The following is a 24,653-nucleotide window of genomic DNA, read 5'->3' on the forward strand; positions in this document are numbered from 1 at the left end:
CCACACTAAACAGCTCCTTGTTTGAAATAAGGATTTTTTATTAATGCTGTTGCATCTGAGTATTCTTCTAATAAACCATTTTTCGCTAATTTTGATCTTAATTGTGTTCCATTATCGATAAAACAACGTAAATTGATTCGTTCGGCCGCATAAATGCCTGACTGCGTTGCTTCATCTTCAGCAATGACAATATGATAGCGCTCATATAACTTGCGCTTAAATTCTTGAAAAGACATTTGTGGTGCCTCATCTAATAAGACACAAACAAATACGCTCAACAAATTATCGGATAATGTATAGCGAGCTTGTACACCTCGACTACTTATCATAAAGCCACCATCACGTGATAAGATATTTAAAATCGTACTTTGTTTCGACATGTCTTTACGTGAGATTTCCTTAATTTTCTGTACAAGTAATTTATACGCTTGCTTATTATCCTCAACAAGTGTACTAATCAGTTCTAGTTTACTAGCATCTTGTAACTTGGAATATTTCAAATCCTTAAAGAATTGCTTATAGTTATCGACAAGCATAGCTTGACTATTATTAGCGGCTTCTTTCCATTTCATTATTTTTGTTTCAGCATCACTTGCCGGAAGTAATGTTTCTAAATGCTTATCTGTATGTCTATCAAAACATTCCTTAACAATGCGTTCATTATCTTTAAAGGCATGCTGAGCTAAACGTTTAATATGTGGATTGGCACCGTCCATACAATCAATAAACAATTTGTATTGCTCCCCAATATACTCACTAGCTTGTGTCATCATGTAACTATAAATATGGAAGTTTACGAGAGACGTCAACATTCCCATAAACTCATAAATATCTACATTTATTTTCATTAATGCATTTAAATCTTCCGCCATTACTCGATAAATATCTTTATTAGTATCTGGTAAAGTCGGATACTCACTTTTAGCTGCACCTTCGTATTGCTCCAAAAGTTCCTGTGTTTTTTGTAATAAAACCGATTTACTCAATGGTTGATTATAATCAAATTGCGCCTCTTCATTCAAAGATTTACAAATTGAATTTACAATGCGTCCAATATTTTGGTTACCACTCATTAAACGTTTAAATTGGGTCTCAATCGACGTTCTTAATTTACTATCATGGGCAGTTCCATACGTTAACATTAAATAATATAATTCTCCACCACGTGCAAAAAAGTTACGTTCAAATGCATTTACTTCATTGTCACCTTTTTTTCTAGAACGTAATTCAAAAAATAAGAGGGCCTCATTTAAAGGAAACAGCATCTGTGCATACCATGAGCGATCCATTGCTTTTCCTTCCGCTCTTAATAGTTCAACTCGTAAATTTTTGAAAAATAATTGTAAGTCCTCTAAATCATTTTTTTGAATACCTAGTTCTTTAATTAACTTCTCTTTTTCTTCAAGTGAAAATTCTAGATAGCTCGGTTCACCTTTTTTTACTGCTCCGTGTTTTTCCCCTTCAAATACAAACTGTCTAAAAAGCTCCATTTTTTTACGAGAATAATGTGTCGCATCCAGCTTGTAATTAGCCCCAGCTATAACATTTAAAAATTCCAAAACATATTCGACACCACGTTGACCATCTGTAAAACGATGCCCCCAAATTTGCTCCGATAATTTATTAGAATAAAATTGTTTATCTGCTACTTGAGTTTCCATAGTCATCACCCCATTAATCAAATTCAGGTTCTAAATCTATTTCATTTGAACCCTGACCATTAACTGTAATTTGACGTAGTACATACGCATCTTGCCTCTGATTATATTTTAAGATTTCTAAAATATTATCTTTAGTGTCATTTGACCTAATTAACTTGTTTTTAAAATTATTAATTAGAATCTCTACATCGTCACTTAAAATATGTGGTAGGCCACCATTTGCAAGTCGCATTAAGTATTCAAATAACAGAAGGTTAATTTTCAACTGTATGCCATCTACCTCTAAACAAATACTACTTGCAGCATAGTCTAAATCCCTATCTTTCTTTTCAACATTCCATCCGAGATTAGAAAATTCGATAATGCGGTAAATAAATAAATTTTCATTTACCACGTATAACGCATTAGTGGGCGAATAAACAATTTGTTTGGCAAAGTATTGATTTAACCCTCTTATTAAGCTTTTTTGAATGACTGGATCGACCATTTCATTTTTTAATATTTGCAAGAAATTTTGTCTAAACTTAAAAGCTATCATACTTTTTTCATTTGAAGTCGCAACGGGTAACGATGATTTGGATTCAAAATAATATTTCCTTCTTAAACGAGGTAGCCAATTATTTGCGAGTACTACACCTAAATTTTCATCTGTTTTATATAATGAACGGTACTGATGTAATTCTTGCTTAAAATAACCATATTCGGTATCAATATTCACACTAAACAAACGATCATGCTCCTCAGCACTATCGTCACCTGACAAATCCCCATTAAAGATAAAATCATCTACTTTAGAATTTGAAAGTAAACCCGGATCATACTTTTTAATTTCCATAAAGCCAGGGATTTTTTCAAAGAAATCAGCAGAAGCCGAATGTCCAAATAAATTCTCATAATACACTTTGCGGGCCTGTTCTTGTAAAGCTTCTCCTTTTGCCTGATGAATAGCTTCACAACTTAGACCACCAATTTGAACATATGCTAGCTGGATTAGTAATTCTCGCATAGTCATATGTGTTTGACTCGCGTCTAGCGAACGATAAATACGATTAATTAATACCTGTACATCCTTTTCTTTCAACTTATTATGATTATGAAAGATGATACATTTTCTTTGCTGCTTACAAGCACTACAAGTCGTCCAATTGTCTTTTTTATTCCACTCTTGCAAAATCTTCAAGGCATAAATAGAGCTTGATGTATGGAGTAAATTGTAAATATGCAAACGCTGTGGTTTAGGTGCTGTACGGTCCGATAGTTGGCTTGTGACGATATCATATAATGCTTTTAGTTCCGGATTTTTCACTAAAGCATGCGTAAGCTTCCCTTCATTCGCAGCAATCAAATAACACTCATTTTGATTTGCAATAGCGTTTTGAAGTCGCACTAATTCTTGGTTGATAACGTTATCTTGTAACTCTGAAAAGTCTTTAATGATTCGAATTATTTTACCACTAACTTTTACTTCTTCAATGCCTTTAGGGTCCCATTTTTCTAGTTGAACACCTGTAAGATTTTCATAAACATTTCTACAAATGCGTGTTTTACCATCTCCTGCATTACCTGTGATAATAATAGATGTAGGCTCACTTCTCATTAGATTAATAATGGTTTTATTGATTTCGGACTCGACTTCATACTGTACTGTTTCTGTATATTCATCGAATATCTTCGTATAATCTGACATCGAGATATCATATTGCTTAACAAACTTCACGAACGGATTAATTAAATTTTGCATCACCAATTCAACCCCTATATAGTAAATTCAGCATGTAACAATATAATTAAATATTACCATATCATAGTGCATTAAATAACGTTATTTAACTATTTTATACTTTTTATTGAACATTTAAAATTCAATCTAATTTAAAAATCGGATAACTTTTGGATCTACGTTAATATCTTAGACACAAAAAAGTTAAGTCCGTTTCAAAACAGCATCCATTCATGGAGTGTCCTGTATCCCGCGAAACCAGTCAAGTGAAAGGACGTACTCGACAGCTTTCACTCGATACAAGCAATAGAAACCACGTATATTGTTTCCGAAAAATGTGTAGGCAGGGCAAAATAGTGATCCGAACTACCCATTCTATCAAATAGCTACTTTAGGCATAAGTTACATAAGACGGAGACGATGCCGAAGTTTGTGGATTATTTGTACTTCTAAATTTAATTTTGAACCTTTTTCAAAAAGATTCTTTTTATTATGAAAAAAGATATAATTAATATATTTATAAAATATAATTCAAGGTGTGTTTACTTTTGTCCAATCAAGTGACATTTGAAAATGGTGGCACTTAAGCAATCAAAGGATTTAATTTTCAAAAAGCGAATCTTATTCTTATTGCAATAAATAATTTAAAATTTATATAGAAGTAGAAGATGATATAGCTGTTTCCCATGATGGTCATAAAGCTTATATCCAAGTAAAAAAACAAAAACATAGTATCGCTACTCTTACAAAATATAAATGTAAAAAGCATCGATAATTTTAGAAACGATAGAAATGAGCATTTAAATGCTAAACAAGAATATTTAATAAACAAAAATTATAAGTAATATTCTATCGAATAGAAATATTCAATCTTTATAAAATCTCATTGAAAACAAAGTACACCAAGAATTATTTAATACATTTAGAGCAACTGAAGGTAAAATTCGTAAAGATGATTTTAGTAAAGAATTTAGTGAATTTATTAATGAGTATGAGTTGGCTCTAAATAATAATTCTTCTAACGATAATAAAATAAACGATATTAAGTTTTGTGAATTCTAAAGAAGTTTCTGGAAGTGGAAACGATGCTAACATTAAAACGTTAGCATCGTACACTCTTTATTCAAACCTCATTTCCCAGAATTCAAGTCTTATTTTACCTTTTGGAATGGATTCATTTTTAAAGAATGAGACCTCTAATTATTTCAAAAAAATATGTTTTTATTTTTATTAACCTATTACCTTACAATATCTACCAAAATTTTCTTCTCAATTGTCGAAGAAAATTTATCTTTTATTGACGAAAAGTAAGCGTCAAATATACCCCACCTTCTAACCAACTAACCCATATGTGATAATTAACTTCACAATAATGGTTAGGTGGTTTTTTCGTAAGCGTCAAATAATGAACACATTGTTTCTTATAAAAGAAAATGCCTTTCCGACTTTTTTGTCAGAAAGGCATTTCTTATTTCTTTGATTGAATATAGCAATCAGCTGGGAGGTCTTTCGACCAAGGCAAAAGATGTTCAATTTTTAGATTCTCTTCCATATCGAACTGCGGAAGTTCTTCGAAAAGATATTGTAGATAGAAGAACGGGTTCAATCCATTCTCTTTGGCAGTCTCTACGAGACTGTAGATGATTGCGCTGGAGTTCGCACCATTCGTTGAAGCTGCAAATAGCCAGTTTTTCCGTCCGATAACGAACGGTTTGATGGACCTCTCTGCTCGATTGTTGTCGATCTCGATACGTCCATCCTTCATAAACGTGATTAGCTTTGGCCACTGCTTCAGCGTATAAGAGATTGCCATTCCAGTTGCTGATTTAGGTGTCACAAGTTCCTGTTGTTCTTTTAGCCATACCAAATAAGCATCAAGCACAGGCTGACTGTCGTTCTGTCTTATATGGAGCCGTTCTTCAGCACTTAGACCTTTGTTCTTACGTTCAATTGCAAACAGTTTATTACAAAAGTCTAGTCCTTTCTTGGCAACTGTTGAACGACCAACACCAGGTGGTGCCCCCTTGAGAGCTTTGAGCGACTCATCAAATTTTCGCCGTACGTGTACCTTATCCAAGTTCTTAGATAAGGCGCATTATCCGAGAAGAAATGAGAAATTCCACTTAATTATTTTATTCCTTGCCTTTTTTCTCGAATAATTATTGTCCTCTTATACAATGATGAAAATGTAACCATACACAATCTTGTATAGGAGGTATACCTTTTGGGAAAAAGAAATCGGCCAGTCGAACAACTGATCCAAGGATTGTTAGAACAGCTTCAATTAAAATGCTACGGCAGGGAAACGCTGAACAATTATCATCGAATATTAAAAAACCTTGAACTGTATATGAAGCAGAATGAAATACCTGCATATTCGTCCGGAATCGGGGATGCTTTTATTAAGCATTACATTTCTACTCGTGAATTAAGTGTTTCTTTTCAAAAAATGATTATTACAGTAGTAGGAAGATTAAGCGATTATAGCGATGGAAGGATGTACTCTCCTCAACGGAAGAAATCATCTGCTAAGTTGCCGGAGAACTATGCGGTTTTGCTTGAAAATTACCTGTCTTTCTGTGACCAGAATGGAAATCGCGTTGAAACCATTAAAGGAAAAAAGAAGTTCTGCGAAGTTTTTCTGACCTTTCTGATGGAGTTAGGATGTAATAACATACGGGATATAAATTCTACACAGATATGTAAATCATGTTTGATGTTTCATAATAGGGACGCATGGGCAGTTATCCGAATGTTCCTTAAACATCTTTACAAAAATGACGTGGTTAAATATGATTATTCCACCATTGTTCCTCATTTTGCAAGAGCATTTGTAATACCTTCCACATACTCGGAGGAAGAAATCCTCAAGTTTGAAAACGCCATAAACCAATCAAGTAAAAGCGGAATACGCTATTACGCAATGCTCCTACTTGCTACGCGGTTGGGAATGCGTTCTGGAGATATCGCACGTTTGACTTTTGACAATATAGATTTCGAAGGAAATTCTATTCATATAGTTCAGGAAAAAAACCTGCAACCGCTAGAATTACCGTTACTTCCAGAAATAAAAGATGCTATTATGAATTACATTAATAATGCACGTCCGGCAGTTAATAATGAATGCCCAATATTTCTTCGACAGAATGCCCCTTATCAGGGAATAACGACTTCAGCCCTTAGATTTGCAACAACAAAATATTTTCGGAAAGCCGGCATTGATATTTCAGGTAAAAGGCATGGTGTCCATACATTTCGGTCATCTCTCGCGAGCTCAATGGTTAATGAACAAGTACCATATGATGTTGTACGAAAAGTACTGGGACATACGGATCCAGACGCGATAAAGCATTATGCAAAAGTTGATATAGAACGATTACGGGAGTATGCAATAGCGGTGCCGACACCTTCCGGTGTGTTCGAAGAATTTCTATATGGGAGGCAAAGTTATGTCAGACTTTAAAAGCATCCTTGGGACCGAACTTTCCGACTTCTTATCGTTCAGACAAGCTGTACTCAGTAAAAGTGGCTATGCCCATGATTGCCATTACCTTACCATCTTCGACAACTATTTGACAGATAGTAATCTTCAACAAAAAACAGTTTCTGAACCTGTAATAACCGGATGGGTAAAAAGTTTGAAGGGAAAAAGCAGTTCCATTGCCAATAAGATTATTGTTATACGTCTGTTTCTCCGATATTTAAGTAGTGTTGGTATTAAGGTTTTTATACCGCCGATCCCCAAGGTTTACGATGATTATATTCCTTATATTTTCTCTGATGAGGAACTAAAACGGATTTTTGCCTTCTCTGATAATATTACCCTTACAAAGGGACAACCGAATCCTTATATCCAGCTTGAGTTTCCAATGATGCTCCGAATTATGTATGGCTGCGGTCTACGTGTAGGCGAGACTCTAACTTTGGAGATGAAGGATGTGGATCTCGATGGTGGAATCTTGACTTTAAAACGTACCAAAGGAGATAAGCAACGACTGGTGCCCATGCACCATACATTAACTTCCATCCTTAAAAGATATTGTCTTGCAATGGGGGTTATAGGGAAACCTAAAGCGTTACTGTTCCCAAGTGCAATACAGGAAGTTCCATTTTCAGTAAAAGCTGCTCGTAATAAGTTCAATATCATACTGAAATATGCCGAAATATCGATGAAAGGAAGGGCAAAACGGGAGCGTGGACCGTGCCTTCACTGCCTACGGCATGTATATGCCTTTAAATCCTTTGCAGAAGCTGAAAAGTCAGGGCGCACGGTTGATGCTTCTGTTCCCTATCTATCCATATATCTCGGACATGACAGCTTAAAAGAAACGGAGATATATCTGAAATTCAGCAACGAATTATATCCTGGGGCCATGGAATTGTTTGAGGATTACACATTGCAGGTTTTCCCAGAGGTGGCTTATGAAGAATAAAGCATCAGACTTTTTAAATCTTCTCGACGCTTTCATTACCACCTATCTTCCGTGCTCCGTAGGTGCAAGTCACAATACTATAAAATCCTATAAGTATGCATTCCGTCTGCTCATCGAATTCATGTACAAGGAAAAAGGAATTGAAGCTGACAAAATCACTTTTGACAAGCTTGATTATAAAACATTAACAGACTTTTTCACATGGATTGAATCAGTACGTGGCTGTAGTGCATCTACTAAAAACCAACGGTTGTCCGCTGTTGCCTCTTTTTCTGCTTATGCACAAAACCGGGACTTTGCTGCGGCTTCTATTTTTAGGAATAGCGTAAATAAGATTCCAGTGAAGAAAACACAACATAAGCAAAGGGCTATTCTTTCCCGTCAGGAGGTTACCATACTTTTAGCACTTCCAAATGAAAATCGGACAATTGGTTTCAGGGATAAGATTCTGCTAAGTCTTATGTACGCAAGTGGAGCTCGTGCACAGGAAATATGTGATCTTACGGTGGGGAAACTTCAGATTCATGAAAAAGGAGCTACACTAAATATTAGGGGAAAAGGAGGAAAGAGCCGCCGCATCGGAATTCCCAATGCATGTGCCGTACTGCTTCAGCAGTATATTGACCACAGAAAAATAAAAAGTAAACCAGAAAGACATATATTTTCAAGCCAAACACATGAACAAATGACGGTTTCCTGCGTGGAAGGAATATTCAAGAAGTATGTAACTATCGCAAAAAAGGATAACCCATCAATGTTTAGTGCTAATAGTTATCCACCTCATTCTATGAGACATACAACTGCCAGCCATATGCTTGAAGCTGGGGTACCCCTGGTTGTAATTAAGAACTTTTTAGGTCATGCCTCTTTGAAGTCGACTGAGATTTATGTGGAAGTTTCCCAAAACACGGCGAACAAACATTTAAAAGAATGGAATGAAAAATGGTTCCCCAATAACTTAGAGGAAAGAAAAACACCTCAGATATCAAATGAAATTCCGGATTTTCTGAACTGAAAATAAAAAATGTATCAAATTATTATCCGAGAAAAAAAGAAGAATTACTGTATCTGTAAGTCATACAGCAATTCTTCTCGGATAACCAATCTTCTTGGATAATGTACCTTATCCAAGTTCTTAGATAAGGCGCATGCGCGTAGAAAATTTGACGAAGCACTCACTGTGTTGCCTGCGGAAGCAAAGAATAAAGAAACCCCTTGTGCCGCAGAAGAAGGGCTCCAATTCTGTAATCAATTATTAGTCATCGAGCGAAAATTAAAGGATGTTAGTCCTGAAGAACGCCAAAAAGAACGGTTTGAACGTAGTCAGCCTGTGTTGGATGCTTTTTCAGTATGGCTACAAACACAAAGTTCCCGTGTTACTCCAAAAAGCGCACTCGGACAAGCTATCAAATATTGCCGAAACCAATGGTCACGTTTAACGATGTTTCTACAAGATGGACGCCTGGAAATCGATAATAATAGGAGTGAACGCTCCATCAAACCCTTCGTTATCGGTCGAAAAGCTTGGCTCTTTGCCCAATCAATGAAAGGTGCAAAAGCAAGTGCAATCATTTATAGTATTGTAGAAACTGCGAAAGAAAATCAATTGAATCCTTTGAATTACTTAACATACGTATTTGAACAGTTACCTTTAATTGATCTATCTGATTCGGAAGCACTTGATCAACTGTTGCCCTGGTCGAAGACCATTCCATCAGATTGCCACGTCCCAAATAAGAATAAATAAAGCATATAATAAGCGCCCCCTGAAAGACAGGTGGGCGCTATTTGACGCTTACGACGAAAAAATAAAATATCATAAGGTAATCATTAAAAAGCCTATTTTAGCTAATCTTGATACCTCATAGTGTTTCATTTACTTGTAGATTGTTCTATAGAATTATTTTTAAGTTTTATGAATTGATTAATTTTAAAGAATCAATTCATAAAACAGCAGATTGATTTATTAAAGTAATCAAAGTATTATAAATCCAAAAGGAGGAATTTCATGGAGATAAATCAAGTTTATGTTAAGGATGATATGAGGATTGGCGTTATTGGAATATCAGGAAAGGGTAAATCTACTTTTTTAAATCATCTTATAGATAATGATATTTCCAATGAGTTGGAAGGTTTAATTGGGAAAAAAAATAAAGAACGAGAAATGTCAGGGCAAACAAAAAATCCAATTAGATATTTTATTGGGAATGAATACCTCGCACCAGTGTTTAAAGTAAGTAAATTGATTAATAATGAAGTTAAAGAAACTAAAATTGAATTAGATGAAGTTGTTACATATTCTCAATCTGATGAAAAATGTAGTATAAGTATGTTTGTAAAGCCTTCTAAACAATTCAAAGTAGCAATGGACTCATTTAATTTGAAGAGAATAGAATTAATTGATACTCAAGGTATTTTAGATTCTTTAGATAAAGAAATATCCGCACCTTTAGAAATTCTTTCTTGTTCAGTATTGCTTTATTTATATGACTCTACGGATCAAGGCAGTAGAGGAGACTACATTGAGAAGTATCGTACTTTTTTGAATTCTGTTTTGGATAAACCAATAATTTTTTTAGAAACTAATACACAATGGCAAGTATCGAAATCAGAGCTTTCTAACATCATGGATATTTACGAAGACAAATTAGAAGAATTGGATACAGATTTTTCTATACATGAAGAAGAGATTAAAGATAGATATACGATTTTGACGAAGAATAATGAGTTTAATAATAACGAAAAATACCTTTTAAATTGTATATTAAGTGCTTCGCAATCGTCTGTAAATTTTTATCGTATTAAAGTTCCACATGGATATAATGAGGAATTTAAAACTTGTTTAAACATTTGTTCTGCTCATGTTATGATTCAAGTTTTTAATAGGTTAGAAACTCTAAAAAGTAAGATTGTATCTGAATTTGCCAAAGCAAAAGGAATCTTTAAAAAGGATATTTCCTTTGAACTTTGTTATGGGTTACTGAGTGATGTATTTAAAAAGAAATATAGAAGAATAGATTATAAAAGTAATGCCTATGTGTTAAGATATGCAAGACATGATGCAAGTCAATTTATTGATTCGTTAAAGGCCCTAAATAACGGAGATTTTTTTAATATTTCTTTTTCGAAATCTCAGCATGAAATTCACACACAGTTCGGTTTTCATTTGATTTATGAGACATATGTTGATCAAAAAACACTTGATTGTATGCAACTTTTACTGGATTTATATATGGCATATTTAAGAAGTATTACAAATAAAAATGGGGATAAATTATCTAAAGCTGTACGAATGTATATTGCAATGACGATATCAAGTGAATTTAGTTTCAGAGATACAGCTTATCATATTCAAATTCTTAATGAAGATATCTTTAAAGAGGCATTAGAAGCCTTGAAAGGATGGATCGGTGATATTCCGGTAGAAAAAGTTATATATCAAGAATATGAAAAGTTTGATGTTGTTAATAGTGGAAGTAGTTATTATGGAAGCGGGCACTATAAAGATATCCTTAATTGTACACAACAAGAAATTGAATACCCAGATTCATTAATTACAAAGTTGGATTATTTATGCATGATTATAAGTGATAAAATGTCAGAAATTGCGACTGAAACATTTACTAAAAGTACAGGAAATATATTAACAACTACTTAGGTTCTTTAATACTTTTTTTGTATCAGGATCAAAATCAGAGCCAAATAAAATTTGACACTTTAGTAAGCCTTGAAAATGTTGGTATAAGTGAGCTTGTGAAATTACAGGGTTACTACCCGTATTATTTATTTTGTGGAAATTAAATGATTTCGTTGAATGCCAAAACCCTTGATATGATAGCGTTTTGGCACTTTTTTAATTTCATTCCTTTACTGTTGTGTAATGCATAATAAAAGTACAGAACTTTGCAATGAATTTGTACAGAGTTCTGCATGAGAAAATCATGTAAATAAAAAAGGACTTGCCAGCCACCCAAGTCAACCTCTACTGTTAAAGTGCGAACTGAAAACAGATGGAGGTTAGGAAGGTTGCTAACAATGTCCGATATTAATTGTATCAAACACTTACGAAATGAAAAAGGTTTATCGATCGATGCGATTGCAAAGGCGCTAAATATTAATTGGAGAACCGCCAAAAAGTATGCAGATGAAAACGAGCTGCCATCTTCCATCATCAAGCCACGAAAAGGTATGATGTATCAGGAAAAATGGGGTCTAATGGTATCTGATTGGTTATTTGAGGATGCTAGAGAAAAGAAAAAATTAAGACGTAATAACTTACAAATTTTTAATGAGTTAAAGACCTATGGATTCACAGGGTCTTATAGAACAGTATGTAATTTTTTTGAAGAATGGGAAGTTCAAAATGATCAGACTGTACCTGATAAAGGATCTGAAAGGTTAGAACATCCTTCGGGCGAGGCACAAGTAGATTTTGGAGTAATGGAGGCAGTAGAGGATGGGAAAACTCGTGATATTCGTTTACTTATCATGTCCTTTCCATACAGTAACGGCGCTTTCTATGAACCTATGCCATCCGAAAATCAGGAATGTTTTTTAGAGGGCTTAAAAAAACTGTTCAAGAAGGCTGGTGGTGTACCGAGAAAAATAAGAATAGATAATCTTACTCCAGCAGTTAAAAAGACACGAAGTAAAACGGAAGAAGCCCAATTAACAGATGAATTTATGCGTTTTCAACAGTTTTATGGCTTTGATACACAAGTGTGTAATGTACGGAGTGGAAATGAAAAAGGGAATGTAGAGAAAAAGGTTGGCTATATTCGTTATAATTTTTTCAGCGTTCCTCCAGTCATTACTGGCCTGGATGACTTATCAGGGCAATTATTAACCTTCTCCATTGAAGACCAATACAGAAAGCATTACAGTAAAGAACAAGAAATATACCAGTTATGGGAAGAAGAAAAGAACTCTCTAAAAAAGTTACCGGATTCGGATTACCCGGTGAGAAAAGAACAGCTGATTAAAGTAAATCCATATAATGAAATTAAATTGGATAATACTGTTTTACACATACCTAAAGGCAAGAATTATGTACAATTATTTTTGATTTCCACATGGAATGAATTCAAGGTAGTCACACCAGATGGAGAAATTGTAGCAGAAGGTCCAAGACCCTATATGAATAAGCGGAGATTAATTCCGTGGAAACAAATTTTCCAATCTTGGGTGTTAAAACCTCGAGTAGTGGAATACTCAAGATATCGTCGATATCTACCAGGTAGAATTAAAGATTACTTGGATATTCCTTCTAATCACGTACGCAAACAACGTTTAGAAATAATCCTTGCCCTACTTTCTAGATATCAATTAGAAGAAATCAGCGAGGATTTTTACAAACTTGTAGAAACAGATTCCGTACTTGAAGAAGATCATCCTTATGATGTTAATTGGAATGAATATGATCAATTAGGGCATCAAGGGGGTTCTGAATAATGTCAGAGAATCTTCGGAACCTTTGTAAACAACTTAGACTAGCTCATGTGCCCGATTCATTTGAAGACGTTGAGTTTTCAACACCTCAGGATTTTTTGGTGGATATTTTTAGGAAAGAAATAGAGATGCGTGAGTCCACCAAAATAGACAGGAACATTAAAAAGGCTCGATTTTTAGAAAATAAATCGCTAGAAACATATAATTGGAATTCAGCTATTCGTTTACCTCAAACGTTAAATAGGGACAAATTAGAGCATCTAGATTTCATAAAGGAATATCAGAATCTAGTGCTCGTCGGGGCACCAGGTACAGGGAAAACACACCTAGCCTCTGCGTTAGGAAGAAGAGCGTGTGAAATGGGTTATGAAGTGAGATTTTATCGAGTATCTCATTTGGTAGAAGAACTTGAATCAGCTCACAGGCATGGCAAATTAAGTACGTTTCGAAAAAGATTCGATAGTATCCAGTTGTTAATTTTAGATGAGATGGGTTATGTTCCGTTTAGTAAAGAAGGTGCGGAGTTTTTATTTCAATTAATTACAGAGTTTTATGAGAAGAAGAGTTTGATAGTTACTTCAAACCTGGAGTTTAGTCAATGGAATAGAATTTTCACAGATAGCAGGCTAACAGCAGCGTTAGTTGATAGATTAATACATCACGCTCATATTATTACATATGTTGGTGAAAGTTATCGCTTAGCTAATGCGCTCTCCCGTTCAAATTGAAGATATCTTTGGTGGCAACACTCTGTAAAAAACATTGCAATACTATGTACTTTTTTCTTGCAAAATACAACTGTACATGTAGCTTGGATCTTCTCTGATCAAGTTATATACAAAAAGCAAATGAAGGAGCTATTTAAAAGTTTGAAAACTACCTCAATATTTAAGTTTAATTATGACTACGTTTTTGACTACATTTAAATGAAATTCTTTGAAAACCAATGAAAAAGAAAAAACGTCAAAACCCTTGAATACCAAGGGTTTTGACACTGTATGAAATCATATGATTTCGTAGTATGGAGACGGCGGGATTTGAACCCGCGTCCAGAAACTCTAACACTTAAGCTTCTACGCGTGTATCTTGCCTATTTAGGATTCGCGTAGCACTATGCCGACAAGCGGGCGTTGTGTACGCTAACTTGGAAATCTCTTGCTGACAGCTCAAGTGGCACTGCCAACCGTATCCCACTAAAGTTGAGCTTTACCTAGCCACATGGGCGATGGATAGATAAAGCAGATCCGAGCTTACGCTGCGAATGCTAAGTTGTTGTTTGTTTTGCCTGTTGTTATAAGTTCCGTTTTTACGGAGCCGAGCCTCCGACGCGCAACTCAAGCTCAGACTATCCCTGTCGAATCCATAACGTCCCCGTTTATGGAATATAAGCTTTGTTACATACTCACTATACATCAAATTTGGTCAATTTTCAAGTGAAACGTTATTGATTGCGCTCTTTGAATGCTCTATCCATATCACGTTTTGCTTCTTTTTTCTTTAAGACGTCTCGTTTGTCGTAATCTTTCTTCCCTTTACCGATTCCGATTAATACTTTTGCAAAGCCATTTTTCATATACATTTTAAGCGGAACAATGGTATAACCATCTCGTTTTGTTTCTCCGATTAATGTACTAATCTGCTTTTTATGTAAAAGTAGTTTGCGTGATCGTAGGGGGTCATGATTGAAACGATTTCCTTGTTCGTATGGACTAATATGCATATTAGAAATCCATGCTTCGTTGTTTCGAATTCGGACGAAGGCATCTTTTAATTGTACTTTAGCATTTCGAATCGATTTGATTTCCGTACCTTGTAGTACAATACCTGCTTCAATTGTCTCTTCGATAAAGTAGTCATGGTTTGCTTTTTTGTTTTGTGCAAGCACTTTATCATCATGCTTTTTTGCCATCTCATTCACCTCTCAAAAGCTGAAGAGGAGCGACTTGTCTATGTTCCCTGTGTCACATACAACTTAGAAACTATTCAGAATTGTTTTGAAGTTGTGTCTAACACAGGGAACTTTTTCAATTCCCAGAATGCGATGCTCATGGGTTGCAGATATTAACGCAACATCCATGGATTTCTATCTCCACATCCCAAGTAGGTTATCAAAGGCTCTTTTCACTTTGACAATCTACTTGGGATGTGGCACTCCATGAATGGTAGTTGCACAGAACAAGAAACTTTTTTTGTGTCCAGAATATTGAAGTAGATCAATATATTTATAATTCTATTCATTTATTTCATTTTACTTCTAGTTGGTATATTAAAGTTCTTAATTATTATATCTGTAACTAATTTCACCGACATTATTGATCCCACAAACATTTGAACAAAAAAGTAAAACCATATACAAACTCCAAATATTGAGAGATATGGGCTTGGGGAAGGGGGTAAGAAATTTATTATTATTGATATTAAAACAACAACTAATCCAGTGATTATTTGATCCCTTAGGCAAGTGTACAATTTCGCTTGAAATGGAGGGAAGATATCTTTTAGCCTCTGAAAAGCAGGTGACTCTTGCAATGTAATTACAAGAGTTAAGAAAACACCATTAACTCCTATAACTATAGAAGCAAAAGTAACTACGTTTCCTGTTACAGAACGTATATTATTTATCCACCCCCAAAAATACAATACGCCAACTAGTATGGATACTAAAAAAGAAATAGCAAAAGAATATTTTTCCCACTTTGGCTCCAAGAATCCATATAATTTTTCATACACAAGTATCCCTCCTATATTTGAGGTATCATAACTCTTCGAATATCTGGTCTTCTAACATCATAAACTTCTATAAAACTATTATATAAGAATTCATGAGCAATCGTAGTTCTTGGTTCTACTACCAAACTTACTCTGTCAGTCATTCTTGGCTCAATTAGATTTATTGTTTCTATCTCAGCTTCTTCGTTTTCTAGTGCAGTTAATTCGATTTGTGGTCGTTCGCCATTTATATTTTGAAACTCTCTGATTAGTTGTTGTACGGACTCTTCATTCAACGTTGCAGTTCTCTCAGATCTCCCAAGCGAAATTGTAATATCAATGTTTACTCCTGCACTCTCCAATAATAAATTTCTCGCTTCACTAAGAAGACTATTTTCATCGAGTTGGGCGTCTAACATTACATCCGAACCTTTAATACGAATTTTTTTAAAATAATCCGACCGGATTACTCTATCTATTTTAGCTCTGTCTATTAATGGAGCAAGTCTTATAACTAAAGGTACTATTTCTGTATTTTCCGGATTAATTGCTTCAAAATATCTGAATCTAATTTCAGTTAATACAGATTCTATTTGCTTAGTTGATAATCCATATAAGTTAGATTGTACAGCTACGGCGGAATATTCTTGGTCAAAAATAACAGATACAAATTCACCTATGAATTCATCTTGTTGTAATAATATGTCTTCTTTAATTTCGCCGAACCTTTTCTTTGAAGGTATATTCTTTTCTCTTAGCTTGGATAATTGAAAACTATAAATACGTCGTCTTTCATCATATTGGTAAGAATCAATTTCGATCTCGGCATATTCATCACCTACAGGGACATTTGTATTAAACTCTCTATTAACCATTAATTAATCTAGTAAATCAGACATATCCCAGGCAGCTGCGGGACCATCCTCTCTCATTTCGTTACCTTCGTTGTTCAATTCTTCCCTAATAGCAACATCTGCTGGTACTAACTGAATTTCAAAATAATTAAAACGAATGTATTTCCTTGGCATATTAAAACCTCCTAAGTATTATGACTTATATATTTCGACATAATATTCCAAAATCCTCTTTAAAATGAAAAAAAGGAGCCTAAGCCCCTTTCTCTCATACAACTCTTTGAGAGCTAGTTCAAGCCCATTTTCTAGAATTACATATTAGCCAATTTAATTTTAACTGCTATACTAATTAAATCTCCACTTCAGCAGTTGTTATACCTTTCAGTACTTGTTCCTTGGGTTAGAACAAACGTGAAAATCACAACATTCAAGTTTGTTTTAATTAACATGAATGTTTCTGACACAGGGAAGTTATTAAAAATACGGTAGTTATCAGCTATGTGAAAGACATACCATTGTCACCTGCTGCGGTTGCTTTTTAACAAATGAAAAAGGATAAATATATGCGATTTTAACATAAAACTCCAACTAGCCTTTAGCATAGTCGGAGTTTTGTTCGTTACTTTAATTTGTTCCCTGGGTCAGAAACCAACATGAAAATTACGACTTTTACATTTGTTTGTATTATTTGAAATATTAAGTGAAATGGTTAATCTAATCTACTTTATTAAAGGTTTAGCTATTTTCTTTAACTATGAAGACGGCGGGAGTCGAATCTCCCTCTCTTGAAAACCCTATAATAGCAGTGTTTACAAGGGTTTTAAGCTAGCACTAAAATTGTTTGACTACGTTTTTGACTACGTTTGATAAAAATTACGATGCGGGGGCAAAATATTTTCTTTAATAAACCTAGAGTTTGAGCAACTCAAGTTATTCAAAAGACTTTATTGTAAGTCTACATTTCCAGCTCCAACCAAACCACATACTCCACATGTGTAGAGTTGATAGTGCGAACAGATTTATGATTCGCCTCACGTTTTAACATATAACAACAAAAATACTAATTATCACCTTAGCGTTTTTCTAGTCTCAATTGTTTAGTTAGTGATATTTTCTTCTCCCTAGTTGAAATAAAGACTCTGGTTGATTAAGTACAATATTTCACAATCTTTCCTGTGTGATAGAAAAAAAGACTTATAAATGAAGAAGCAACTCGTTAGGAGTATCTTTATTATTTCAAAAGTTTACGTGAAATACGATTACAAAAAATATTTATCATCAATACTCACGACATTTACTAATCATTTGTTTGTTCTTTTTCATATTTGTAGGTTAATAAAGTTTCCAATCTGCTAAAATCGGATGCAAAGTATAACATTCCTAAACCATCCACAAATTCAAGTTCTGCGACAACAGCTTCTTCGTTTGGTGTTGCGTATTGTGAATCTTTATATAGCTGAAACATTTGCCAAGGAACTGCAGAAGTAATATCAAATTTTGATTTTAAAATAAGACATTGTCCCTCTTTTTCTTGTGACTGAACTGGAAATGCATAGTTTCTATACAATCGGGCGTTTCTTGCAGTATATTTATTTACTTTTGTTGAGAAGTAACGAATCCCATCAAAGGTTGATTGCCTAATCCATTGAAGTAATAATTGTGGAAATATATATTCTGGTTTAAATGTGTCTTTTGGATTTTTCACACGTATAGAACAGGCTGCCATTAAAGGCCATACTACAACATAAGAAGCCAAATCCTTATAAACATCTCTCATTTCAGAATCATAAATCCCTGATTTTTGGTGAGCACATGTCAGAATATCTATTATTGCGCCTGGAGGTGTTGATAAATCTAGATATGAAGCATCCTTTTTTATAAATAAGGATGTTTGGACTGTATTCAAATCAGGCTTGTTTAGTTCTTCCCAACATGTTAATGGAGAGCTTCCTAAGTAAACACATGGTAACCCCGGAATACTATACCTATTTGTACTAACTAAACCACGGAGTTGAAAAGGGATATGAAACATCTCGTCACTAGAGTATGTATTATCAGTACCAACTCGCATTTTATATAAGCGTTCTACAGTAGTATCATATATAGTCATTATATTATCCAAATATCTACCGGACATTAAATTTTTATCAATAGTATCTTCTAATATATTAAAGGCTTCATTAGGATAACCTTTAAGATACTCTGTTATTGATTGGAGTATTTGACTAATTAAGACTTTGACATTTTTTAATTCGCTACCACGAATAACGTTATATTTTTCAGGTATAATTGATCCTATTGATTCAACTTCTAATAAATATTTTTTCAAGGTTGAATCAATAAACCCCACGAAGTCATTGCCAGTCCTTTGTAACGGGAGATTTCCAACGTCAGATAATAACTCTATAAATGGTAATATTTTAACTACCCATCTTGTTAAATAAATAATCCGTTCCGGATTCTTAAAAAAATCTTTTGACACAGGCTCTAAATCGAAATTATTTTGTGGTTTAATTTTATCAGGGCCTCTTAAAAAATCTGGTTTTCTATATAATCCCATATACAATTGGTATGAAATTTGAGCTTGTTCATCACTGATAGTATCTGTTTCTTTAATATCAAATAATTCAACAGCATCTTTTATCTGTTCTTCTCTTAATTTAGACAAAGTATCACATTCCTTCCATTTACAATCTATACAAAAGTAATTTTACTATTACTTATACAATTCCCTCTTCCATTAATTCGTTCATATTTAAACAAACAAATAAGAGTCCAAGAATCCTCTTTAGATTCTTGATTCTCATTATCTTACTATCTAAGTTCCAAGCAAGCCATAACTTCACAATGTGTTGTTTGTAAAGTGTGAACAGGGCTATGATGTGCCCCCTATAAACTTATAAAAGAAAATTATATCTAATTAAACTTCCACTGGAGATTTTGTTTCTACAATTCTCCACTTCTGTTCTAATACCGCTTTTATTTCGGGAGTCCAATCACTTTCTTCTATTGCAAAAACAAATAAATGTGTAACCCTACTCATAGCAACATATAACAAATTTTGATGTGTAAACCCATAGTTATCTTCTTCAAGAATACCGTATTTATGAAGCATAACTTTTGTTAGATGTTTTTGTTCAAAATCTACTAATAAGACTGATCGAAGAGTTTCACCTTTAACAGCGTGGATAGTGAAAATATCGTCCTCATCGTCTTCATTTTCATTAGATACTTGTATATTTACAGTTATCTCTTTAAGGTTTTGAAATAACTTATTACTAATATTTATTTTCGATGATCCTCTTTCTTCTAAGAATGCATTAATCAAATTTTTTAACTCATTTTCTACCTCATCTATGCTACCTTTTTTAATTATTTTTATAAGCAATTTATGAAGGGACAGAATTTGCGAATGATTTTTAAGCCATTCTTTAACCTCTGATAAATTCCCACCTTCATTAACTATTCTTTTAATAATGAAATCAATGATTAAAGATTTTAATACATCATTTTTTGATAATGAACTTCTTTGTTTTTTCTCTTTATATAAAACCCCATCTTTAACATCAGAAGCCCATTTTCTTTCTAATACTAGAACCTTGTCCCTTCGATCGCTTTCTTTAAAATTAGAATCAAGTCCCTCATGATCTCGAATAAGCCTTTTAAATGTAGGGTAAATATCTTTCTTGTCTTTATATATTAAAATAATTGGTGGTAAGGATTTTTTTCCCTGCATGGATTGCATATTTGAATCAGGCATAATTATATTTAAGTGTTCTGCAATTTCCTGTCCAAAACGATTTGTAATATTTATTCTAAACAAATCTTCATCCCTTACTGTAGGCATTGGTTGGTTAAATGTGATAGTTTGATATGGGTCACCAATTTTTTGATAAACATTATTAGTTGTAACAAACAATTCATCTAATAGATTCATACCTTGAGGATGGGTATCTTGAAACTCATCTAAGAAGATATATTTAAACCTCTTACGTAGTACTTCTTTAAATTTATCTTCAAGTAAGAAAATCTTTGAAAATAAAAAAGTTTCATCATAACTGAGAAACCCTTTTATTTTTCTGGAAAATTTAGCCTTTATCATTAGCTCTCTATACTTTTCGAATTTATCCCAATTTGTAGTGTCATTTAAATTTAAAGAGTTATCTTCGTTTAAGAATAATTCACTTTTATTAATTTTTTCAGAAAGACTATCTTTAAACCGTTTAAACTTTTCCTCATTAATCCAAGGAATTTTTCTTCCAATAAAGGTTCTATAATATTCCAAACCGCTATTATCCTCATTATCAAATATCAAATTACTATGATGATATTTATATTTGAAGTACGGGATTACACAAAAACGGTTAAAGAATTCATGAATTGTTCCAATAAAATGTGGATGGCTAATCGCCCCTACTCCCGCTTTGAGTAAGGCTTTGTTAATTTCACTAACTGCCACATTTGTATGTGTAATAATAAATACACCATCTTTACTTTTTGTGGCATTTAGATTTTTTAGTAAAATTACGATTTTTGCTGCTAAAGCAGTTGTTTTACCTGCACCTGGTCCAGCAATAATAGTTTTAGTCTCAAATAATTCAATAAACTCTCTTTGTAAACTATTAAATTGACCTTTATTATCAAGCAAAATACTTTCAACTAATTCATAGTCTTCTTCCTTAACTTGCACCGTCCTCTCCTCCTGTAACATGGAATATTGCATTAATAAGATGTTTAATTGATTCGTCATCTAATAATACTTGTTTTATTGTATCTTTATTATCCAATAAATATTTAGCTAAATTTTGAGCTACCACTGATTTAGATACCTGTTTCTCAATTAAGAATTTATAAACTACTGTTGCTCTTGAAAGTCGATCATCGATACTTCCCCAAATCTGCTTATGGTGAATTTTATAATTATTTTGTGTATAGTGAGAATCCAATAAAATATTTTCGAAAATATCGCCAATATTACTTAATGCTAATGAATGTTCTAGTGTCCAGGGATGAGAGATAAAAACTTTATTTTTTTCGACATTATTAAAATATCTTTCTTTGATTTCACTTTCAATTATGTCTTTATAATTATCAAATTCCGGTATTAAGGTTATTAGTAGTTCTACTATTTGATTTTCTATCTCTTTGAGTTTTTGTTTTAGAGCTTCCCCTGCTAAATTTTCACTAACTTTTTTACTGTATAAAGTCTTTGATTTATTTATGACATCACTAGATGTAACATAGATTCCTTCAAATTCTTCATTGATTTCTTCACACCCGTAAAAATTAGCAATCTTTGTATTTATTTCACTATCCATTTTGAGATAACATGGTTGGTCATAATAATCTACTGGTTTTAAATCAAGATCCGTAATGATTGATACAGGAAAATTCATTAAATTTCTATCATCTGCTCTTAAGAAGATAGATGTATATCTTTTAAAAGCTAAATTTCCAACATTTATAATTGAAACACCGTATCTATGTAAAGGTCGCCCTATAATCTCTGAAATAGCTGGTAATAGTAGATTCTCAGCATCTCCCTCTACAAAAATAACTCCTTGTGCGAAAAACATATTCGCTTTAGTAGCATCTAAAAATCGCTCTAAAAACTCATAATCTTCATTTTTTAGTTTTGTATTTCCTTTTTTCATAGGGTATGCTTGTTTGTTGTATATAAAGATTATACTTTCGAGTGAAATAGAAGATGCTAGGACAGGACTATGAGACGTAAATATGTATTGAATACCAGTTTCTTCAGAATTCTTTTCAAAATGCTTAATAATCCTTAGTTGTGCTTGTGGATGTATATGTGCCTCTACTTCTTCAATCAGGGCAATTTTAGGTCCTATTTCTGCTTCACTTAACAATAACAACTCAATTGCCATAAATAACAAATTTGAACTACCTAAACCAGTTCCAATCTCTCCTAAATTCAGTTCTAACTTTCTTAAAATTTCAACAAAACTCATTTCTTTATATCGTATTTCTGGTTCTTTTTTATTATTATCCTCAAAAAAATGATCAACTGTTGATCCAATCTTTCTTAAAACTGGTTCATTTAATACAGCCTTTAATTCATCAAAAGCATTTTCAAAACTTTCAACAATTCTCTTTTGATCGGGACTATCATCAGTAAAATCACTTAAGTTTTTTACAACTTGTGCTATACGAGAACGTTTGCCAGGACTCAACTCAGTTGTAGCATCTCTTAAGGGTTTCAAATATGTAACTGATAACAATTGTCTTACAGTATCTTCCAAACCTTTTTCTAAGTTTTCTGGACCAGCTTTTAAAAATTTTCTTATTTTCTTTTGTTTATTTATATCTTCGTAATTTTCAACTTCCATTACTACTCGAATTTCTGTTCTATCAGGTAAGATTGTTAACCATTCATAAAAAAATGCTTCTTCTTCTTGACTAAAATTTCTGAACGTACATTCAATTTTAATTTTATTACTTCCATCATGGAAATCTTGTTCTGTAATCCAGTTTGTATCTTGGTTATTTGTTGAAAGCACAGTTTTTATTGCATCAATAATAGCAGTTTTACCAGCATCATTTTCACCCACTATTACGTTAAGTCCATTATTAAACTCCATTTCAATACCGCATTTTCCATTTTCTCCTTCACCAAACTTTCTCCAGTTCCACAATCTTAAACTATGTAAATACATTGCCTTACCTCCTTTTATTAATAATACAATATTTTAAATTTAAAGTTGTAAATTTATCCAAAACGTACAATTTAATAAAGAGATAGTTTTATAGGTTTGCAATTATATTATAAGAATAACCGCCCATAATCGATGTTATGGGCGATGATTTATTAGCTCAATCCAAATCAATGAAGATACTACCTCTAACCATGCAGGAAATACAAAAAAAAGTAGCTACCTCCTCAACTTTGGGAATGGCTACTTTAGCTTTTGATCATTTTGCGTCTGTGTCTCCCCTTTTCCCTAAAAAGGGGTGCCTGTGCGTTGCGCAACTTCAATTGAATTCTGAATTGTATCGAAGTTGCACCATACACAGGCAACACTCACTCATTTTATAATATATTAATCCGAAAAACATAGTAATGTTAAGCAATCTGTAACTCACTAGTATATTTCATTGGCTATAATAAATTTTCACAACTTTCTATATACCAAACTTTAAATTCAGGTTCCTTCATTTTTCTTTCAAGAATTTCTTTCCCCGAAAGTACAGCATGTCTGGCTATCCATCTAAAGTTTAATAACTTGAACCCCTTAAATCCTCAGCCACAAATCGGCTGTATCTCCTCAATTACAATATCTTTTTACTAAAGAATTAAAATAAGTACTCGAAAACTTAAAATTGACATAAATATAAATATTATGTCAATTAGCTTAGTAAGTTGGTATAATAGTAAAAATACGGATTTTTTATATGGAAGCAATAAAACTACGTAGTGACCGAACAACAGGAAACAGCACCTTTCTTGCGAATCACCCACCAAAAAGAACTTTTCTTTGAAACGCCGGAGAACACCATTGAAGGTACCGCGTTCAAGAGCCTAGTGGTATATGATTTAAGTGTTCTTGAATTACTACCAATCCCTGCACTTATTCATGATTCCAACATTCTTAAACGGATTGAGGATACACATCTGAAACATATATTAGATCATTATTACTACAGTAAACAACAGATTTTCATTGGATTTGATAAAGTGGATTCTACAACTGAGAAGGCTCGCAAAATTTTGAAGACACTACAATTTTGCACTTGTCAAACGAAAATAAAATTTTCGGTCGTTCTTGGAGCAAAAATATACGGAATGATTAAGTATTGGAGGAATTAA

General features: G+C 33.3%; 17 protein-coding genes, 1 other RNA gene and 1 pseudogene. 8 read left to right on the top strand and 11 right to left on the bottom strand.

Features of this window, described 5'->3' with window-relative positions; translation table 11 throughout:
* Positions 1 to 5 precede the first annotated feature (5 nt).
* The 3 genes from ACEPXG_RS13250 to tnpC (ACEPXG_RS13260) all read right to left on the bottom strand — a co-directional run bounded on the left by ACEPXG_RS13250 (position 6) and on the right by tnpC (ACEPXG_RS13260) (position 5,458).
* On the bottom strand, positions 6 to 1,661 hold the full coding sequence (locus ACEPXG_RS13250) for a hypothetical protein (protein ID WP_391203201.1): 1,656 nt from the start codon (positions 1,659 to 1,661) through the stop codon (positions 6 to 8).
* Between the two features lie 13 nt (positions 1,662 to 1,674).
* Positions 1,675 to 3,405: a hypothetical protein gene (locus ACEPXG_RS13255; protein WP_391203204.1), complete on the bottom strand. Its 1,731-nt coding sequence runs from the start codon at positions 3,403 to 3,405 to the stop codon at positions 1,675 to 1,677.
* Positions 3,406 to 4,849: 1,444 nt separating this feature from the next.
* Complete coding sequence (tnpC, locus tag ACEPXG_RS13260; RefSeq protein ID WP_391203207.1) at positions 4,850 to 5,458, bottom strand: IS66 family transposase; 609 nt, start codon at positions 5,456 to 5,458, stop codon at positions 4,850 to 4,852.
* A 147-nt stretch (positions 5,459 to 5,605) separates the two neighbouring features.
* Between tnpC (ACEPXG_RS13260) and ACEPXG_RS13265 the strand changes: the two genes are divergently transcribed.
* The 7 genes and pseudogenes from ACEPXG_RS13265 (at position 5,606) to istB (ending at position 13,990) form a co-directional block, all read left to right on the top strand.
* The gene (locus tag ACEPXG_RS13265; protein WP_391203210.1) at positions 5,606 to 6,844 is read left to right on the top strand and encodes a tyrosine-type recombinase/integrase; all 1,239 of its coding nucleotides are present in this window, start codon (positions 5,606 to 5,608) and stop codon (positions 6,842 to 6,844) included.
* Positions 6,831 to 7,814, top strand: coding sequence for a tyrosine-type recombinase/integrase (locus ACEPXG_RS13270; protein WP_391203213.1), 984 nt, complete (start codon positions 6,831 to 6,833; stop codon positions 7,812 to 7,814). Before ACEPXG_RS13265 ends, ACEPXG_RS13270 begins: the two co-directional genes overlap by 14 nt.
* Positions 7,804 to 8,829, top strand: a complete 1,026-nt coding sequence (locus ACEPXG_RS13275) for a tyrosine-type recombinase/integrase (RefSeq protein ID WP_391203216.1) — start codon at positions 7,804 to 7,806, stop codon at positions 8,827 to 8,829. Before ACEPXG_RS13270 ends, ACEPXG_RS13275 begins: the two co-directional genes overlap by 11 nt.
* Positions 8,830 to 8,958: 129 nt before the next feature.
* A pseudogene (gene tnpC, locus ACEPXG_RS13280) lies at positions 8,959 to 9,561 on the top strand (IS66 family transposase); the annotation flags it as partial.
* Positions 9,562 to 9,822: 261 nt separating this feature from the next.
* Positions 9,823 to 11,472: a GTPase gene (locus tag ACEPXG_RS13285; RefSeq protein ID WP_391203219.1), complete on the top strand. Its 1,650-nt coding sequence runs from the start codon at positions 9,823 to 9,825 to the stop codon at positions 11,470 to 11,472.
* A gap of 377 nt (positions 11,473 to 11,849) precedes the next feature.
* A complete protein-coding gene (istA, locus tag ACEPXG_RS13290) occupies positions 11,850 to 13,265 on the top strand; it encodes an IS21 family transposase (protein WP_391209906.1) in 1,416 nt (471 codons plus the stop codon).
* Positions 13,265 to 13,990, top strand: coding sequence for an IS21-like element helper ATPase IstB (istB, locus tag ACEPXG_RS13295; RefSeq protein WP_391203222.1), 726 nt, complete (start codon positions 13,265 to 13,267; stop codon positions 13,988 to 13,990). Before istA ends, istB begins: the two co-directional genes overlap by 1 nt.
* Positions 13,991 to 14,281: 291 nt before the next feature.
* Here the strand turns inward: istB and ssrA are convergent.
* From ssrA to ACEPXG_RS13335, 8 genes are all read right to left on the bottom strand, one after another.
* Positions 14,282 to 14,635, bottom strand: a transfer-messenger RNA (tmRNA) gene (ssrA, locus tag ACEPXG_RS13300).
* A gap of 68 nt (positions 14,636 to 14,703) precedes the next feature.
* Positions 14,704 to 15,171: an SsrA-binding protein SmpB gene (smpB, locus tag ACEPXG_RS13305; RefSeq protein ID WP_391203226.1), complete on the bottom strand. Its 468-nt coding sequence runs from the start codon at positions 15,169 to 15,171 to the stop codon at positions 14,704 to 14,706.
* Between the two features lie 329 nt (positions 15,172 to 15,500).
* Positions 15,501 to 15,992: a hypothetical protein gene (locus tag ACEPXG_RS13310; protein WP_391203229.1), complete on the bottom strand. Its 492-nt coding sequence runs from the start codon at positions 15,990 to 15,992 to the stop codon at positions 15,501 to 15,503.
* Between the two features lie 11 nt (positions 15,993 to 16,003).
* Positions 16,004 to 16,846, bottom strand: coding sequence for a DUF6731 family protein (locus ACEPXG_RS13315; RefSeq protein ID WP_391203232.1), 843 nt, complete (start codon positions 16,844 to 16,846; stop codon positions 16,004 to 16,006).
* A gap of 3 nt (positions 16,847 to 16,849) precedes the next feature.
* Positions 16,850 to 16,999, bottom strand: coding sequence for a hypothetical protein (locus tag ACEPXG_RS13320; RefSeq protein ID WP_391203235.1), 150 nt, complete (start codon positions 16,997 to 16,999; stop codon positions 16,850 to 16,852).
* A 1,123-nt stretch (positions 17,000 to 18,122) separates the two neighbouring features.
* Positions 18,123 to 19,493 (bottom strand): RES domain-containing protein, encoded by a 1,371-nt coding sequence (locus ACEPXG_RS13325; protein ID WP_391203238.1) that lies wholly within the window; start codon positions 19,491 to 19,493, stop codon positions 18,123 to 18,125.
* 252 nt (positions 19,494 to 19,745) lie between these two features.
* Positions 19,746 to 21,515 carry a UvrD-helicase domain-containing protein gene (locus tag ACEPXG_RS13330; RefSeq protein WP_391203240.1) on the bottom strand — a complete coding sequence of 590 codons (1,770 nt, stop codon included), beginning with the start codon at positions 21,513 to 21,515 and terminating at the stop codon, positions 19,746 to 19,748.
* Positions 21,505 to 23,502: an ATP-dependent nuclease gene (locus ACEPXG_RS13335; RefSeq protein WP_391203243.1), complete on the bottom strand. Its 1,998-nt coding sequence runs from the start codon at positions 23,500 to 23,502 to the stop codon at positions 21,505 to 21,507. Before ACEPXG_RS13335 ends, ACEPXG_RS13330 begins: the two co-directional genes overlap by 11 nt.
* A 758-nt stretch (positions 23,503 to 24,260) precedes the next feature.
* Between ACEPXG_RS13335 and ACEPXG_RS13340 the strand changes: the two genes are divergently transcribed.
* Complete coding sequence (locus ACEPXG_RS13340; protein ID WP_391203246.1) at positions 24,261 to 24,653, top strand: DUF2326 domain-containing protein; 393 nt, start codon at positions 24,261 to 24,263, stop codon at positions 24,651 to 24,653.

The organism is Psychrobacillus sp. L4 (genome assembly GCF_042944905.1).
In the GTDB taxonomy this organism is placed as follows: Bacteria; Bacillota; Bacilli; order Bacillales_A; family Planococcaceae; genus Psychrobacillus.